This window comes from Bradyrhizobium sp. CCGUVB14 (genome assembly GCF_024199935.1).
Classification (GTDB): Bacteria; Pseudomonadota; Alphaproteobacteria; order Rhizobiales; family Xanthobacteraceae; genus Bradyrhizobium.
Window position 1 is genome coordinate 5,605,950 of record NZ_JANADS010000001.1, and the last position, 13,816, is coordinate 5,619,765.

At 63.9% G+C, this 13,816-nt stretch carries 14 protein-coding genes; 3 read left to right on the top strand and 11 right to left on the bottom strand.

The window, feature by feature from the left end:
* Window positions 1-12: 12 nt before the first annotated feature.
* Window positions 13-201: a hypothetical protein gene (locus NLM32_RS26155; RefSeq protein WP_254131717.1), complete on the bottom strand. Its 189-nt coding sequence runs from the start codon at window positions 199-201 to the stop codon at window positions 13-15.
* Entirely contained in the window at window positions 198-596 is a 399-nt protein-coding gene (locus tag NLM32_RS26160) for a hypothetical protein (protein ID WP_254131718.1), read from the bottom strand. The genes NLM32_RS26155 and NLM32_RS26160 overlap by 4 nt, the downstream gene beginning before the upstream one ends.
* Before the next feature lie 694 nt (window positions 597-1,290).
* Between NLM32_RS26160 and NLM32_RS26165 the strand changes: the two genes are divergently transcribed.
* The 3 genes from NLM32_RS26165 (at window position 1,291) to NLM32_RS26175 (ending at window position 4,860) form a co-directional block, all read left to right on the top strand.
* On the top strand, window positions 1,291-3,723 hold the full coding sequence (locus NLM32_RS26165) for a PAS domain S-box protein (RefSeq protein WP_254131719.1): 2,433 nt from the start codon (window positions 1,291-1,293) through the stop codon (window positions 3,721-3,723).
* Window positions 3,720-4,385 carry a response regulator transcription factor gene (locus tag NLM32_RS26170; protein ID WP_254131720.1) on the top strand — a complete coding sequence of 222 codons (666 nt, stop codon included), beginning with the start codon at window positions 3,720-3,722 and terminating at the stop codon, window positions 4,383-4,385. The genes NLM32_RS26165 and NLM32_RS26170 overlap by 4 nt, the downstream gene beginning before the upstream one ends.
* 88 nt (window positions 4,386-4,473) lie before the next feature.
* Window positions 4,474-4,860 (top strand): response regulator transcription factor, encoded by a 387-nt coding sequence (locus NLM32_RS26175; protein WP_254131721.1) that lies wholly within the window; start codon window positions 4,474-4,476, stop codon window positions 4,858-4,860.
* 51 nt (window positions 4,861-4,911) lie between these two features.
* Here NLM32_RS26175 and NLM32_RS26180 read toward each other — a convergent pair whose 3' ends face one another.
* The 9 genes from NLM32_RS26180 to pdhA form a co-directional block, all read right to left on the bottom strand.
* Entirely contained in the window at window positions 4,912-5,883 is a 972-nt protein-coding gene (locus tag NLM32_RS26180; RefSeq protein WP_254131722.1) for a tripartite tricarboxylate transporter substrate binding protein BugD, read from the bottom strand.
* Window positions 5,884-5,970: 87 nt separating this feature from the next.
* Entirely contained in the window at window positions 5,971-7,212 is a 1,242-nt protein-coding gene (locus NLM32_RS26185) for a threonine synthase (protein WP_254131723.1), read from the bottom strand.
* A 162-nt stretch (window positions 7,213-7,374) separates the two neighbouring features.
* A complete protein-coding gene (gene lpdA / locus NLM32_RS26190) occupies window positions 7,375-8,796 on the bottom strand; it encodes a dihydrolipoyl dehydrogenase (protein ID WP_254131724.1) in 1,422 nt (473 codons plus the stop codon).
* A 17-nt stretch (window positions 8,797-8,813) separates the two neighbouring features.
* Window positions 8,814-9,017: a hypothetical protein gene (locus NLM32_RS26195; protein ID WP_309143701.1), complete on the bottom strand. Its 204-nt coding sequence runs from the start codon at window positions 9,015-9,017 to the stop codon at window positions 8,814-8,816.
* Window positions 9,018-9,063: 46 nt separating this feature from the next.
* A complete protein-coding gene (locus tag NLM32_RS26200) occupies window positions 9,064-10,419 on the bottom strand; it encodes a pyruvate dehydrogenase complex dihydrolipoamide acetyltransferase (RefSeq protein ID WP_254131726.1) in 1,356 nt (451 codons plus the stop codon).
* 62 nt (window positions 10,420-10,481) lie between these two features.
* Window positions 10,482-10,934, bottom strand: coding sequence for a nucleoside deaminase (locus NLM32_RS26205; protein ID WP_254131727.1), 453 nt, complete (start codon window positions 10,932-10,934; stop codon window positions 10,482-10,484).
* A 2-nt stretch (window positions 10,935-10,936) separates the two neighbouring features.
* A complete protein-coding gene (locus tag NLM32_RS26210; protein WP_254131728.1) occupies window positions 10,937-11,239 on the bottom strand; it encodes a DUF5076 domain-containing protein in 303 nt (100 codons plus the stop codon).
* A gap of 3 nt (window positions 11,240-11,242) precedes the next feature.
* Complete coding sequence (locus tag NLM32_RS26215; protein ID WP_254131729.1) at window positions 11,243-12,625, bottom strand: pyruvate dehydrogenase complex E1 component subunit beta; 1,383 nt, start codon at window positions 12,623-12,625, stop codon at window positions 11,243-11,245.
* Between the two features lie 29 nt (window positions 12,626-12,654).
* On the bottom strand, window positions 12,655-13,677 hold the full coding sequence (pdhA, locus tag NLM32_RS26220; protein WP_254131730.1) for a pyruvate dehydrogenase (acetyl-transferring) E1 component subunit alpha: 1,023 nt from the start codon (window positions 13,675-13,677) through the stop codon (window positions 12,655-12,657).
* Window positions 13,678-13,816: the final 139 nt, after the last annotated feature.

Sequence of the window (13,816 nt, forward strand, 5' to 3'; positions counted from 1 at the left end):
CTCGGCCGGTTCTCAAGACGCCGCTCGCGCACGCTCCCCGAACGGCACCAAGGCTTCGTGATGAAGCGCGTAGCATTCGTGGTCGCAGTAGGGCAGCAGCGTTCGCACGTCGCGCAAATAGCTGCCGCTGATCTCCTCGCAACACCACAGACAGAACGTCTTGCGGAATGGGGTCCTGCCGTTCACCAATACGAACCTCACGCGGCACCTCCCAGCGCGAAGCAATAGACCGTATCGACCAGGGAAGCGGATGGCGGCGGCGCGCAAAGATGGTTGCGGCCGTCGGGATTGTCCCTGTTTCGCTCGACTTTCTGGGCCGGGACCAGGATGTATTTCCCGTCCTCCCGGCGCCGCGCATAAATCTTGCCGTCGACGTAGCGGATCTCGGTCGGGTAGCAATCCGCGCTGTTGCAGCAGCTCATCACCGGATTGTCCGGCATGTGCCAGCTCGAATAGAACTTCTCGTGGACCAGTTCGTCTTGAGGCGGATGGTGGCGATGTGCGGCGTCCTGTCCAGCCTCCTCGGCCTTCACGCCCGTGATCAGGGGAAGCGGCAGCGCGACCGCGAGGAGGAGCTTGCCGACACCGTTCAACACGCAGCCTCCTCGTTTAAAAGTTTCCCTGTGAAGCGGTCTTTGCGGCCCGTTCTCACGCCGTCTGAAATCGGAAGAGCCAACGCCGGTCTTGCTCACGGCGCTCCCTGAAATGGTCGAGACATTTCCTCGAGCAGAGCGGCGTTCGCCAGGAATAGTATCGGATCAGGCCAAACTTCCCTGCACAGACGGCACATCCCTGTGCGTCAGGACGGCGCTCGGAGTATTCGGACCTATCGCACATCATCCTCTCCTCTTGGCCTCTCGTGGGTCCTCGTGCACTGAGGCACGGTCACCACGGTCGTCACGGAAAATGCGGCTTCTCAATCGCGACCTGCCAATTCATCCGGCAGGTCAGAGTGGCGGAGGCAGAGCTCGGCTCTTTGGGTGCAACACACCGAGCATCCCGGCAATTTGTGCTCCGCAATCGACTCCTCTCGATTGGACTTACCCTAGGCCGCGTGCATCGGATCGCTCAATTGTACGGAGGTAAATGCACGCTAGAACTAGGGATGCGCGAGCTATACGTAGGTTTGTCCCGTAGTTTTCCGGACCCACGCAACGAGACGGCGCAAGGTGCGCGAGCTGCACGGCCGCCGCGAGTTTTGTGCAAGGTCCGACTTTGGCCGGAGGGAATTGCCCCTGTTGTAGCAAAGTGCTCTACTCGCATTGCCTACAGCGCGCCGGGACGGCTGCGATGATGTCTGGCCAGATCGCAAAACTTGGGAATTCGGCCGCACAATTCCTGCTCGGCGGCCTCGCGGCGCTTCGATCATTCGGCAGCGGCGAAAAGGCCAAGGCCGCGCGCGGAGAAGACTCCCGGCAAGACACCGATCTGCGCGACGCCATGAAGCAATGGCGCGAGGTGTTCGAGCACAATCCGGTCATGTACTTCATGGTCGACCCGACCGGAACGGTCCTCAACGTGAACACGTTTGGCGCCGCACAACTTGGCTACACGACGGCCGAACTGATCGGCCAATCCGTGCTGAACGTCTTCTTCGAGGAAGACCACGACACCGTCCGCCACTGCGTCGCCCTGTGCCTGGAGACAGTGGACCAGCCGCACACCTGGGAGATTCGCAAGATCCGGAAGGATGGCTCGGTCCTCTGGGTCCGTGAAAACGCGAAGGCCATGTTGCGCGGCGACGGCAGGCCCATCGTGCTGGTCGCCTGCGAGAACATCACCCAACGCAAGGAGGCCGAGGATGCGCTGCGGCGAAGCGAGGCCTATCTCGCCCATGCGCAGGAACTGAGCCACACCGGCAGTTTCGGCCTCAGCCTCGTGACGGGCGAGGCCGTCTGGTCAAGGGAGACCTTTCGCATCTTCCAATGTGACCCGGCGACGAAGCCGACCCTTAACTTCGTCTTTCAGCGCATCCATCCGGACGATCGCGACAGGGTCAGACGGACCCTTGATCGGGCTTCCCTCGAAGCGGAGAATCTCGACCACGAATATCGCCTGCTGATGCCGGATGGATCGGTCAAATATCTCCATTCCGTGGCGCGCGCGGTGCGACACCCATCCGGGCGCATCGAATTTGTCGGGGCCATCACCGATGTCACGATTGCAAAGGAGGCGGAACAGAGGCTGCGTCGCAGCGAGGCCTATTTGGCCGAAGCCCAGCGCCTCAGCCATACGAGCAGCTGGTCGTGGGACGTGCGCCGTCAGGAGTTCGCCTACAGATCGGCCGAGCTTTACCGCCTGTTCGGATTTGAACCGGACCAGATCGACCTCCCGGCACGGGATTTCCAGCAGCGCATCCTGCCTGAAGACTTTCGGCGGATCGCCGAGGTGGAACGTCAGGCCGTCCGGCAGCGAGAGCCCTTCCAGATCGACTTTCGGATTGCGCGTCCGGACGGCTCGATCAGATGCGTCCACTCGGAGGGCCATCCCGTCATCGGCAGCGACGGCGAGGTGACGGAAATCATCGGCACGCATGTCGACGTCACCGAGCAGGTCGCCGCCAAGGAGGCCCTGCAAAGGGCATTCGACGAGCTAAAGACATCCGAGCAGCGATTCCGCGACTATGCCGAAACCGCGTCGGACTGGTTCTGGGAGACCGGGCCGGATCACCGTATCACGCACATATCGGAACACGCTGATACGTCCTCCGCCGCGCCGACGGGATTGATCGGCCTGACGCGTTGGGACATTCCGCCCGATGCCGAACTCGAGCCCGAGAAGTGGGAGCAGCATCGCCTGGCGCTCGATGCCCATCTTCCGTTCCGCGATCTCGTCTACCGCAGCAGAGATCTCAACGGACATCCCATCTATGTGCGCACCAGCGGCAAGCCGTTCCACGATGCAAGCGGCAGTTTTCTCGGCTATCGCGGCGTCAGCAGCGACGTGACGGCGGCGATCCGCGCCGAGCAGGCCGAGGAGGCGTTACGCAAGGCGCAAGCCGAGCTGACCCATGTCACGCGCGTGACGACACTCGGTGAACTCACCGCCTCGATTGCCCATGAAATCACCCAGCCTCTCGCCGCGGTGATCTCCAATGCGGACGCCTGCATCGGCTGGCTTGGCCGCGAGCCTGCCGATCTGACGGCTGCACGCCGTTCCGCGGAATGGATCGTCGAGGACGCCAACCGGGCCAGCGAGGTGATCCGCCGGATCAGGGCGCTGGCGAAGAAGACCGAGATCGAGGTGATTCCGCTCGACATCAACGAGGTCGTCAGGGAGGCCGTGGCGCTGGTTCGGCGCGAGCTCGCCACCCATGCCGTATCGGTGCGAATGGAGTTGGCGTCCGACCTGCCCAGGATTTGCGGCGACCGGATCCAGCTGCAGCAGGTCCTGATCAACCTGCTGATGAACGGGATCGAGGCCATGCAGGCCAATATCGACCGCCCGCGCGAGCTGGCGATCCGCTCCGGCCATGCGGACGAAGACGGCGATCGCCGCCTGCTCCTCACCGTGACGGATCGTGGCGTCGGCCTTGGCAAGGACGTGACCGATCGTATCTTCACGCCGTTCTTCACCACGAAATCTGGCGGCCTGGGCATGGGCCTCTCGATCTGCCGATCAATCATCGAGGCTCACGCAGGACGGCTTTCGGCCTTCCCCAACGAAGGGAGCGGAGCAACTTTCCAGATCGCCCTGCCCTTGCCGCACAAGGACGCATCGTGACTGATCATGGCAAGCAAGCGCAGGCGAATGCCGATGAGCCGATCGTTCGGATCGTCGATGACGATCCGTCGATGCGCCGCGCGCTCACCAATCTCTTTCAATCGGTTGGTCTCAAGGTCGAAGCCTTCGGCTCAGCGGCGGAGATCATGGAAGCCAAGCCGCCGGCGGTCCCCAGTTGCCTCGTGCTCGACATTCGCCTGCCGGGCTCGAGCGGCCTCGACCTTCAGGCCGACCTCGCCAAAGCCAACATTCACACACCGATCATCTTCATCACCGGTCATGGCGATATTCCCATGACCGTCCGGGCCATGAAGAGCGGTGCCGTCGATTTTCTGACCAAGCCGGTACGCGACCAGGACATGCTGGATGCGGTGCAGGCTGCGCTCGAACGGGACCGCAAGCGGCGCGACGCCGAGAAATCGGTCTCGGGCGTGCGATCCCGTTTCGAGGGCCTGAGCGCGCGCCAGCGCGACGTCCTCAGTCTGGTCGCGTCCGGCCTGATGAACAAGCAGGTCGCCGCCGAGCTGGGATTGGCCGAGATCACCGTGAAGATCTATCGCGGGCAGATCATGCGGAAAATGGGCGCGAGGTCATTGGCCGATCTCGTCAGAATGACCGACGCGCTCGGAATCCCACGCACAAGGGGAAACCTGCAAACCTAAGTATGCTTTCCAATCTCGCTCCGGGGGCCCACTTTCCGGTCGGCGGCCGTGCCACGGCCGGAGGCTCCCCCAATCAGGAGCGATCATATTGTCATTGTCTTCAATTATTTCCGTCATTGATGATGATCCGTCCGTTCGCCTTGCGACGAACAACCTCCTGACGTCGCGGGGATACACGGTCTACACCTTTGGCTCCGCTCACGAATTTCTCCAATCCGGCAAAATCGACACGATCGCCTGCGTGATCGCGGATGTGCAGATGGCGGTCATGAGCGGCGTCGATCTCCTGATGCATCTGCGCGACCTTGGGCATCTGACGCCGTTCATCTTCATGACAGCTTTTCCCGATGATGATGTGCGCGCCCGCGCGCTGAAGGCCGGTGCGATCTGCTTTCTCGCCAAGCCGTTCTCCACGCCGACCCTGCTGCAATGCCTGGAGACGGCGCTCTCGGCGCCCGGAAAGGCCGCGACCTGATGACGTGGCCGCGACCTGGCGGCCACCCACGGCGGGAAACTCCGCGTTGCGTCAATCCACCGTGATGTTGGCGGCCTTGATGATCGGCCACCATTTTGCGATCTCGGCCTTCTGGCGGACGCCGAGGGCTTCGGGCGTGAGCTGGTCCTGCGGCGTCATCTCCAGGCCCTGGCTTTCGAGCTGCTTCTTCACCGCGGGATCGTTCAGCGCTTCCACGGCTGCGGCGTTGAGCCTGGTCACGATCTCCTTCGGCGTGCCCTTGGGCACCCATAGGCCCGACCATAGCGTCATGTTGAAACCCTTCAGCCCCGCCTCCTCCGCGGTCGGGATGTCAGGCGCCGACGACAGGCGCTTGTCATCGGTGATGGCGTAGGCACGGATGGTGCCGGCGCGAACCTGGTTGATGGAGTTGGAGGTCTGGTCGACGATGACGTCGATCTGGCCGGCGATCAGATCGTTCAGCGCCGGTGCAGTGCCGCGATATGGCACGTATTGCAGCTTGATGCCGCTAACGCTCTCGAAATAGACGCCGGCGATGTGGCTGCCCGAGCCGGCGCCGGCCGTGCCGGCCGTTGGCGGCGATGGCCGCGACTTGAGCCAGGCCAGGAGCTCCTTCAGCGAGGTCGCCGGCACCGCGTTCTTGCTGACGACGATCATCGGATTGCTCGGCAGCAGCACCACCGGTTCGAGATCGGCGACGAGGTCGTAGTTGAGCTTGTAGACGGCGCCGTTGGCGACGTGCGTGCCGAGATGGCCGAACGAGATGGTGTAGCCGTCCGGCGGCGAATGCACGGCTCGCCCAACCCCGATCGAGCCGCCGGCGCCGGTGACATTCTCGATCACCAGGGCCTGGCCGAGCGATTGGCGCATCCGCTCGGCGAGCACGCGTGCCATCGCATCCGACGGGCCGCCGGCCGCGAACGGCACGATGATGGTGATCGGATGCGACGGATAATCGTCGGCGCGCACGACGCCGGTGAGAGCGAGAATGCCGATCAGCCCGGCCCAGACGGCCTTCTTCATTGTGCTCTCCCCAACGATGTCGTTCTTGTTTTTATCTCTTCCCGCGTACGGGAAGAGCGATCGTTCGTGAAGGGACGTATTGTCGCGCTAAAACTGCGTGTAGTCGATCGGCTTGTGGCGATCGAGCGTGCGGGTGACCGGCGGCAGCGGATACTTCAGGCCGGTCGCGCAGTTGAACAGCATCACGCGATCGGTCTTGCTGACGCGGCCGTCGGCGAGGCTCTCCTTGTAGGCGGCGTAGGTCGCAGCACCTTCGGGGCACAGCAACAGCCCCTCCTCGCGCGCCACTTCGTTCAGCGCCGCCGAGATCTTGTCGTCGTCGACCGCGATGGCAAAACCCTTGCTCTGCCGCACCGCGCGCAAAATCAAAAAGTCGCCGATCGCTTGCGGCACGCGGATGCCGGATGCGATGGTGTGGGCGTCCTCCCAGCGCGTCGCGTGCTCAGTGCCGGCGTCATAGGCGCGCACCATCGGCGCGCAGCCGGAGGCCTGCACCGCGACCATGCGCGGGCGCTTCGAACCGATGAAGCCGATCTTCTCCAGCTCGTCGAAAGCCTTCCACATGCCGATCAGTCCGGTGCCGCCTCCGGTCGGATAGAAGATCACGTCGGGCACGTCCCAGTTGAGTTGCTCGGCAAGCTCGAGGCCCATCGTCTTCTTGCCTTCGATGCGGTACGGCTCTTTCAGCGTGGACGTATCGAACCAGCCAACCTTGGCCTTGCCCTCGCCGACGATCTTGCCGCAATCGTCGATATAGCCGTTGACGCGGTAGACGGTCGCGCCCTGCAGCTCGATCTCGCTGACATTCACCTCGGGCGTGTCGGCCGGGCAGAAGATCGTGGTCTTGATGCCGCAGGAGGTCGCGTAAGCCGCGAGCGCCGCGCCGGCATTGCCGTTGGTCGGCATCGCCATATGCTTGATGCCGAGCGCCTTGCCCATCGACACCGCCATGACCAGGCCGCGCGCCTTGAACGAACCGGTCGGCAGGCGTCCCTCGTCCTTGACGATGATCTCGCCGCCACCGAGCTTCTTAGCCAGCTTCGGCAGCCGGATCAGCGGCGTGGTGACTTCGCCGAGCGAAACGATGTCCTTGCATTTGCGCACCGGCAGCAGCTCGCGATAACGCCACATGTCGGCGGGGCGCTGCGCCAGCGCGTCCTTGGTCAGCGCCTTCTTCACGCCCGCGAGGTCGTAGCGCACGAGAAGCGGCTTGCCGGCCTTGGAGAGGTTGTGGACCTGATCGGCCGCGTAATGATCACCCTCCATCGCGCATTCGAGATGGGTGACGAAGGTCGGGCGTTCGATAGTCAGGTTGTCGTTGTCATGCATGGGTTCATTCCCTTTTTGTTGTTGTGTTGTACTCTCTGACCGTCACCCTGAGGTGCCGGAGCGTAGCGGAGGCCTCGAAGGGCGACGAGCCCGGCTGCTCGATCTGGCCGTGCATCCTTCGAGGCTCGCTTCGCGAGCACCTCAGGATGACGGGTTTGATGCTTAGATGTTCAACACCCGCCCGTACGCATCCAGCACGGCTTCCTTCATCATTTCCGACAGGGTCGGGTGCGGGAACACGGTGTGCATCAGCTCTTCTTCCGTCGTCTCCAGGTTCATGGCGACGACATAGCCCTGGATCAGCTCGGTCACTTCGGCGCCGACCATGTGGGCGCCCAGAAGCTGGCCGGTCTTCTTGTCGAAGATCACCTTGACCAGACCCTGGTCCTCGCCGAGCGCGATCGCCTTGCCGTTGCCGACGAAGGGGAAGCGGCCGACGCGGATCTCGCGGCCACTCTCCTTGGCCTTCGCTTCCGTCAGGCCGACCGAGGCGACCTGCGGATGGCAATAGGTGCAGCCCGGGATCATGTTCTTGTCCATGGGGTGCGGATGCAGGCCCTTGATGGCCTCGACGCAGATCACGCCCTCATGCTCGGCCTTGTGCGCGAGCATCGGGGGACCAGCGACATCACCGATGGCGTAGATGCCGGGAATGTTGGTCTTGCCGTAGCCGTCGATGACGATGCAGCCGCGATCGGTCTTCACGCCGAGCTTTTCGAGGCCGAGATTCTCGATGTTGCCGACAACGCCGACCGCCGAGATCACGCGCTCGAACTCGGTGGTGACGGGCTTGCCCTTGCCGTCGTCGATGGTGGCGACGACGCTGTCGGCCTTCTTCTCCAACTTCGTGACCTTGGTCGAGGACATGATCTTGATGCCCTGCTTCTCCAGCCGCTTGCGCGCGAGGCCCGCAATCTCGGCGTCCTCGACGGGGAGGATCTGCGGCAGCACCTCGACGACGGTGACGTCGGAGCCCATGGTGTGGAAGAACGAAGCGAACTCGATTCCGATCGCGCCGGAGCCGACCACCAGCAGCGACTTCGGCATCCGCTCCGGCACCATCGCTTCAAAATAGGTCCAGACCAGCTTCTTGTCGGGCTCGAGCCCCGGCAGCACGCGCGGCCGCGCGCCGGTCGCGATGATGATGTGTTTTGCCTGATAAGTCCCCTCGCCGAGCGAACCCTTCGGGCCCTCGACGTCGGACTTCTTCACGGTGACCTTGCCGGGCGCGTCGATCGAGGCAGCGCCCCAGATCACGCTCACCTTGTTCTTCTTCATCAGGAAGCCGACGCCGTCGTTGAGCCGCTTCGAGACGCCGCGCGAGCGCTGCACCACCGCCTTCGGGTCGAACGAGACGTTGTCGGCCGACAGGCCGTAGTCCTTGGCGTGCTGCATGTAGTGATAGATCTCGGCCGAGCGCAGCAGCGCCTTGGTCGGGATGCAGCCCCAGTTCAGGCAGATGCCGCCGAGATAGGATTTCTCGACGATCGCGACCTTGAAGCCGAGCTGGGCGGCGCGGATCGCGGTGACATAGCCGCCGGGGCCGGAGCCGATGATGATGACGTCGAAGGATGTATCGGCCATGGCGGCTCCCGTTCAACTTAAGAAGTTGCGCCGCGGGCGCGGCGTCTGGAAATTAAAAACCTGACCAGCCATTCGAGCGCGACGATGAAGGCCAGGATAGCCAAACCGATGAAGAAGATCGGCTGGGAGATGTTTCGCGAGAGCTGCTCGCCGGAGAGAAACGCGTCGTGGATGACCTCGCGGCCGATCGGGCTGACGAGGATCGCGATCGCGAGCAGCACTGAAATCCAGGGCCATCGCGTCCGCATGCACCTCGCCCTCCCCGCGTCAGACCATCATCATCACGGGGTTCTCGATCAGCTGCTTGAAGGCGCCGATCAGCTCGGCGCCGAGCGCGCCGTCGATGGCGCGGTGATCGCAGGACAGCGTCACGCTCATCATGTGGGCGATCTCGATCTTGCCGCCGCGCACGACGGGGCGCTCCTCGCTGGTGCCGACCGCGAGGATCGTCGCGTGCGGCGGGTTGATCACCGCGGTGAAGTGGCTGATGCCGTACATGCCGAGGTTGGAAACGGCGGTGGTGCCGCCCTGGTATTCCTCGGGCTTCAGCTTGCGCGAGCGGGCGCGCGCGGCAAAATCCTTCATCTCGTTGGAGATGGTCGAGAGCGTCTTGGTCTCGGCCTTGCGGATGATCGGCGTGATCAGGCCGCCCGGCATCGCCACGGCGACACCGACGTCGGAATGGTGGTGCTTGACCATGCCGCTTTCGGTCCAGCTGACGTTGCAGTTCGGAATCTTCTGCAGCGCGACGGCCATCGCCTTGATGACGAAGTCGTTGACCGAGATCTTGTAGAGCGGCTTCTTCTCCTTGTCCTTCGGCGCGGCCGCGTTGATCTCCTCGCGCGCAGCCATCAGCTTGCCGATGTCGCAGTCGATCGTGAGGAAGAAATGCGGGACGTTCTGGATCGAGGCGGTCAGACGCTGCGCGATGGTGCGGCGCATGCCGTCATGCGGGACGATGTCGTAGGAGCCCGGCTCGAACAGCGACAGGATCTGCTTGTCCGACATGGTCGGTGCGATCGAAGGCGCGCCGGCGGACGGCGCCGCGGCGGGCGCCTTGAGGCCCTTGCCGGACTTGGCCTGCTCGACGTCGCGCGCAACCACGCGGCCATGCGGGCCGGTGCCGGTGACCATGCCGACATCGATGCCGGCTTCCTTGGCGATGCGGCGGGCCAGCGGCGATGAGAACACGCGGCCGCCATGGCCGTTGCTCTGTGCGGCGGGAGCAGCAGCCCGCGGCGCCGGAGCAGCGGCGGGCGGCGCAGCCTTGGGCGCGGCAGGCGCAGGAGCGGCAGCAGGCGCAGCGGCAGGAGCTTCAGCGGCCTTGGGCGGCGCGGCCGACGCGCTGGGCTTGGCGGCGCCCGCGGCCTTCACGTCCTCGCCTTCGCCGGCGAGCACCGCGATCACGTCGTTGACCGGGACGTCCTGCGTGCCCTCCGGCACGAGGATCTTGGCGATCGTGCCCTCGTCGATGGCCTCGACCTCCATGGTGGCCTTGTCGGTCTCGATCTCGGCGATGACATCGCCGGATTTGACCTTGTCGCCTTCCTTCTTCAGCCACTTGGCGAGGTTGCCCTTCTCCATCGTCGGCGAAAGAGCGGGCATCAGGATGTTGATGGGCATGCTGACCTCACGAAGAACTTCTCAAAACGTCGTCTTCGAAAGTGAAGACGAACAGACCAGGTTTAGTTGCCGATGTCGCCTTGCCACAGGCGCTCATTGGCAGGGATGGAACGCCAATTCTTCATCATGGTGATGGAGCGATCGTCGGCAAGGTCGATCCAGGGAATCCCGAACTTGTCGAGAATATCCTTGGACCCCTCGAAGGTGACGGATTCTCCGATCACCACGAGCTTGACCTTGAACAAAGCGAGCGCGCCGGCACACATCGAGCATGGCGACAGCGTGGTGTACATGACGGTGTCGTGGAACGAGATCGCACCGGCCTCGCGCAGACAGCTCATTTCGCCGTGCAGGATCGGATTGTTCTCCTGCACGCGGTTGTTGTGGCCGCGGGCGATGATCTTGTTGTCGCGCGCCAGCACGGCGCCGATCGGCAGGCCGCCTTGCGAGATCGAGGCCTCCGCTTCGCGGATCGCCTCCAGCATGAGATCGTAATGGTGGGATTCGACAGCCACGGTCAGTGCCCCTTTGCCCGCGGCGTCGTGGTGCCGGTGTCGGTCGGACGCTCGATCTCGGCCTGAAACATCTCGAGGATCCGGCCGAGCGCATCCTCCTCGCTGTATTCGCTCTCGCGCGCATAGGCCCGCGCGGCGTGGCGGGCGAGATCGACCAGCAATAGGCCCCACATGTCGGGCTCCTCGAAGGCACGCTGGAACGCCATCGACAGCCCGCCATCCAGCACGAACACGCGCAGGATCTCGACCGCATCGTCGCGGGCGATGACGTCGGGCGGCAGTGGCTGCTCCTTCGGGCCCGACATGGCCTACCTGTAGCAGACGGCTTTGGCGGCCTCGACCACTTCCGCAGCCGAAGGCAGTGCGAGCTTCTCCAGGTTCGCGGCGTAGGGCATCGGCACGTCCTTGCCGGAGACGCGCGCAACCGGCGCATCGAGGTAGTCGAACGCGTTCTCCATGATGCGCGCGGCGATCTCGGCGCCGACGCCGCTCTGGGCCCAGCCCTCTTCCACCGTGACGGCGCGGCCGGTCTTCTTGACCGAGTTGATGATGGTCTCGGTGTCCATCGGACGCAGCGTGCGCAGGTCGATCACCTCGGCCTCGATGCCCTCCTTGGCGAGCTCGTCGGCCGCCTTCAGCGCATAGGTCATGCCGTTCGACCAGGAGATGATCGAGACATGGCTGCCGGCGCGCACGATGCGCGCCTTGCCGATCGGGACGATGAAATCATCGAGCTTCGGCACCTCACCGGTGTGACCGTACAGCACCTCGTTCTCGAGGAAGATCACCGGATTGGGATCGCGGATCGCGGCCTTGAGCAGGCCCTTGTAGTCGGCGGCCGAGAACGGCGCGACGACCTTCAGGCCCGGGACGTTCGAATACCAGGCCGAATAATCCTGGCTGTGCTGGGCGGCGACGCGCGCAGCCGCGCCGTTGGGCCCGCGGAACACGATCGAGCAGCCCATCTGGCCACCGGACATGTAAAGCGTCTTGGCCGCGGAGTTGATGATCTGGTCGATCGCCTGCATGGCGAAGTTGAAGGTCATGAACTCGACGATCGGCTTCAGGCCGGTCATCGCGGCGCCGACGCCGACACCGGCGAAGCCGTGCTCGGTGATCGGTGTATCGATCACGCGCCTGGCGCCGAACTCCTGAAGCAGGCCCTGGGTGACCTTGTAGGCGCCCTGATATTCGGCGACCTCTTCGCCCATCACGAACACGTCGGGGTCGCGGCGCATCTCTTCAGCCATGGCGTCGCGCAGCGCTTCGCGGATGGTCTGGGTGATCATCTCGGTGCCGGCGGGCACCTCCGGATCGGGCTCGGCGACGGCCTGCGGCGCAGGCGCGGCCTTCGCTGCGGGCGCCTCGGCCTTGGCAGCGACGGGTGCAGCAGCCTCCGCGGCCGGTTTTGCCGGCGCAGGTGCTTTCGCGAGATCGGCCGCGCTCTCGCCGTCGGCAAGAATGGTCGCGATCGGCGTGTTCACGGGAACGTCGGCGGTGCCCTCGGCGATCAGGATCTTGCCGAGCGTCCCCTCGTCGGTCGCCTCGACCTCCATCGTGGCCTTGTCGGTCTCGATCTCGGCGATCACGTCGCCGGACTTGATCGTCTCACCCTCTTTTTTCAGCCATTTGGCGAGGTTGCCCTTTTCCATCGTGGGCGACAACGCGGGCATCAGCACTTGAATTGGCATATCGACTCCAAAAGAAAGCTTGCGCGCGTTCAGCGGTAGATATCGGTCCAGAGCTCGGCGGCATCCGGCTCGGGATCATGCTGGGCAAAGTCGGCAGACGCGTTGACGATGTCGCGCACCTCGGCGTCGATCGCCTTGAGATCGGCCTCGCTCACCTTGGCGGCCAGCAGGCGGTTGCGCACCTGCTCGATCGGGTCCTGGTCGTGACGGACCTTCTCGACCTCCTCGCGCGTACGGTATTTCGCAGGATCGGACATCGAGTGGCCGCGATAGCGGTAGGTCTGCATTTCAAGGATAAAGGGGCCCTTGCCGGCGCGGCACCAGGCCGCCGCCTCCTCGCCCGCCGCCTTGACGGCGCGGACGTCCATGCCGTCGACCTGCTTGCCGGGAATGTTGAAAGAAGCACCGCGCTTGGAGAAATCCTGCTGCGCCGAGGCGCGCGAGACCGAGGTACCCATGGCGTAGCGGTTGTTCTCGATGACGAAGATCACCGGCAACTTCCAGAGCTCCGCCATGTTGAAGCTCTCATAGACCTGGCCCTGGTTGGCCGCGCCGTCGCCGAAATAGGTGACGCTGACATTGCCATTGCTGCGATAATTATTGGCGAAGGCGAGACCGGTGCCGAGCGAGACCTGCGCGCCGACGATGCCGTGGCCGCCGTAGAAGTGCTTCTCCTTGCTGAACATGTGCATGGAGCCGCCCTTGCCCTTGGAATAGCCGCCGCGGCGCCCCGTGAGCTCGGCCATCACGCCGTTGGCCTCCATGCCGGTGGCCAGCATATGTCCGTGATCGCGATAGCCGGTGATGACCTGATCGCCCTCCTTCAGGGCCATCTGCATGCCAACTACCACGGCCTCCTGGCCGATATAGAGGTGGCAGAAGCCGCCGATCGCGCCCATGCCATAGAGCTGGCCGGCCTTCTCCTCGAACCGCCGGATCAGGAGCATGTCGCGGAGCGCCTTCAGCTCCTGCTCCTTGGTGAACTCCGGGGGCGAACCGCCGTTGGTCTTGTCCTGCTCAGCGCTTGCGGCGGCTTTCTTGGGTGCGGCCATGGGAATTCCGGGTCAGAGAAATCTAGGTCCTCTCTAACCTAACTCAATCGCGTGTGAAAGCACCGCAGCGGCATGACGCGACTTTCATTATGCCGCACTGCAACGTGGCCGAAATTTTGCAAAACCTTTGGCGCGGATC

Excerpts from the sequence above, each read along its gene's own strand:
- NLM32_RS26165 (WP_254131719.1), top strand. The coding sequence starts at position 1,291 with ATGATGTCTGGCCAGATCGCAAAACTTGGGAATTCGGCCGCACAATTC.
- NLM32_RS26180 (WP_254131722.1), bottom strand. The coding sequence starts at position 5,883 with ATGAAGAAGGCCGTCTGGGCCGGGCTGATCGGCATTCTCGCTCTCACC.
- NLM32_RS26185 (WP_254131723.1), bottom strand. The coding sequence starts at position 7,212 with ATGCATGACAACGACAACCTGACTATCGAACGCCCGACCTTCGTCACC.
- lpdA (WP_254131724.1), bottom strand. The coding sequence starts at position 8,796 with ATGGCCGATACATCCTTCGACGTCATCATCATCGGCTCCGGCCCCGGC.
- NLM32_RS26200 (WP_254131726.1), bottom strand. The coding sequence starts at position 10,419 with ATGCCCATCAACATCCTGATGCCCGCTCTTTCGCCGACGATGGAGAAG.
- NLM32_RS26210 (WP_254131728.1), bottom strand. The coding sequence starts at position 11,239 with ATGTCGGGCCCGAAGGAGCAGCCACTGCCGCCCGACGTCATCGCCCGC.
- NLM32_RS26215 (WP_254131729.1), bottom strand. The coding sequence starts at position 12,625 with ATGCCAATTCAAGTGCTGATGCCCGCGTTGTCGCCCACGATGGAAAAG.
- pdhA (WP_254131730.1), bottom strand. The coding sequence starts at position 13,677 with ATGGCCGCACCCAAGAAAGCCGCCGCAAGCGCTGAGCAGGACAAGACC.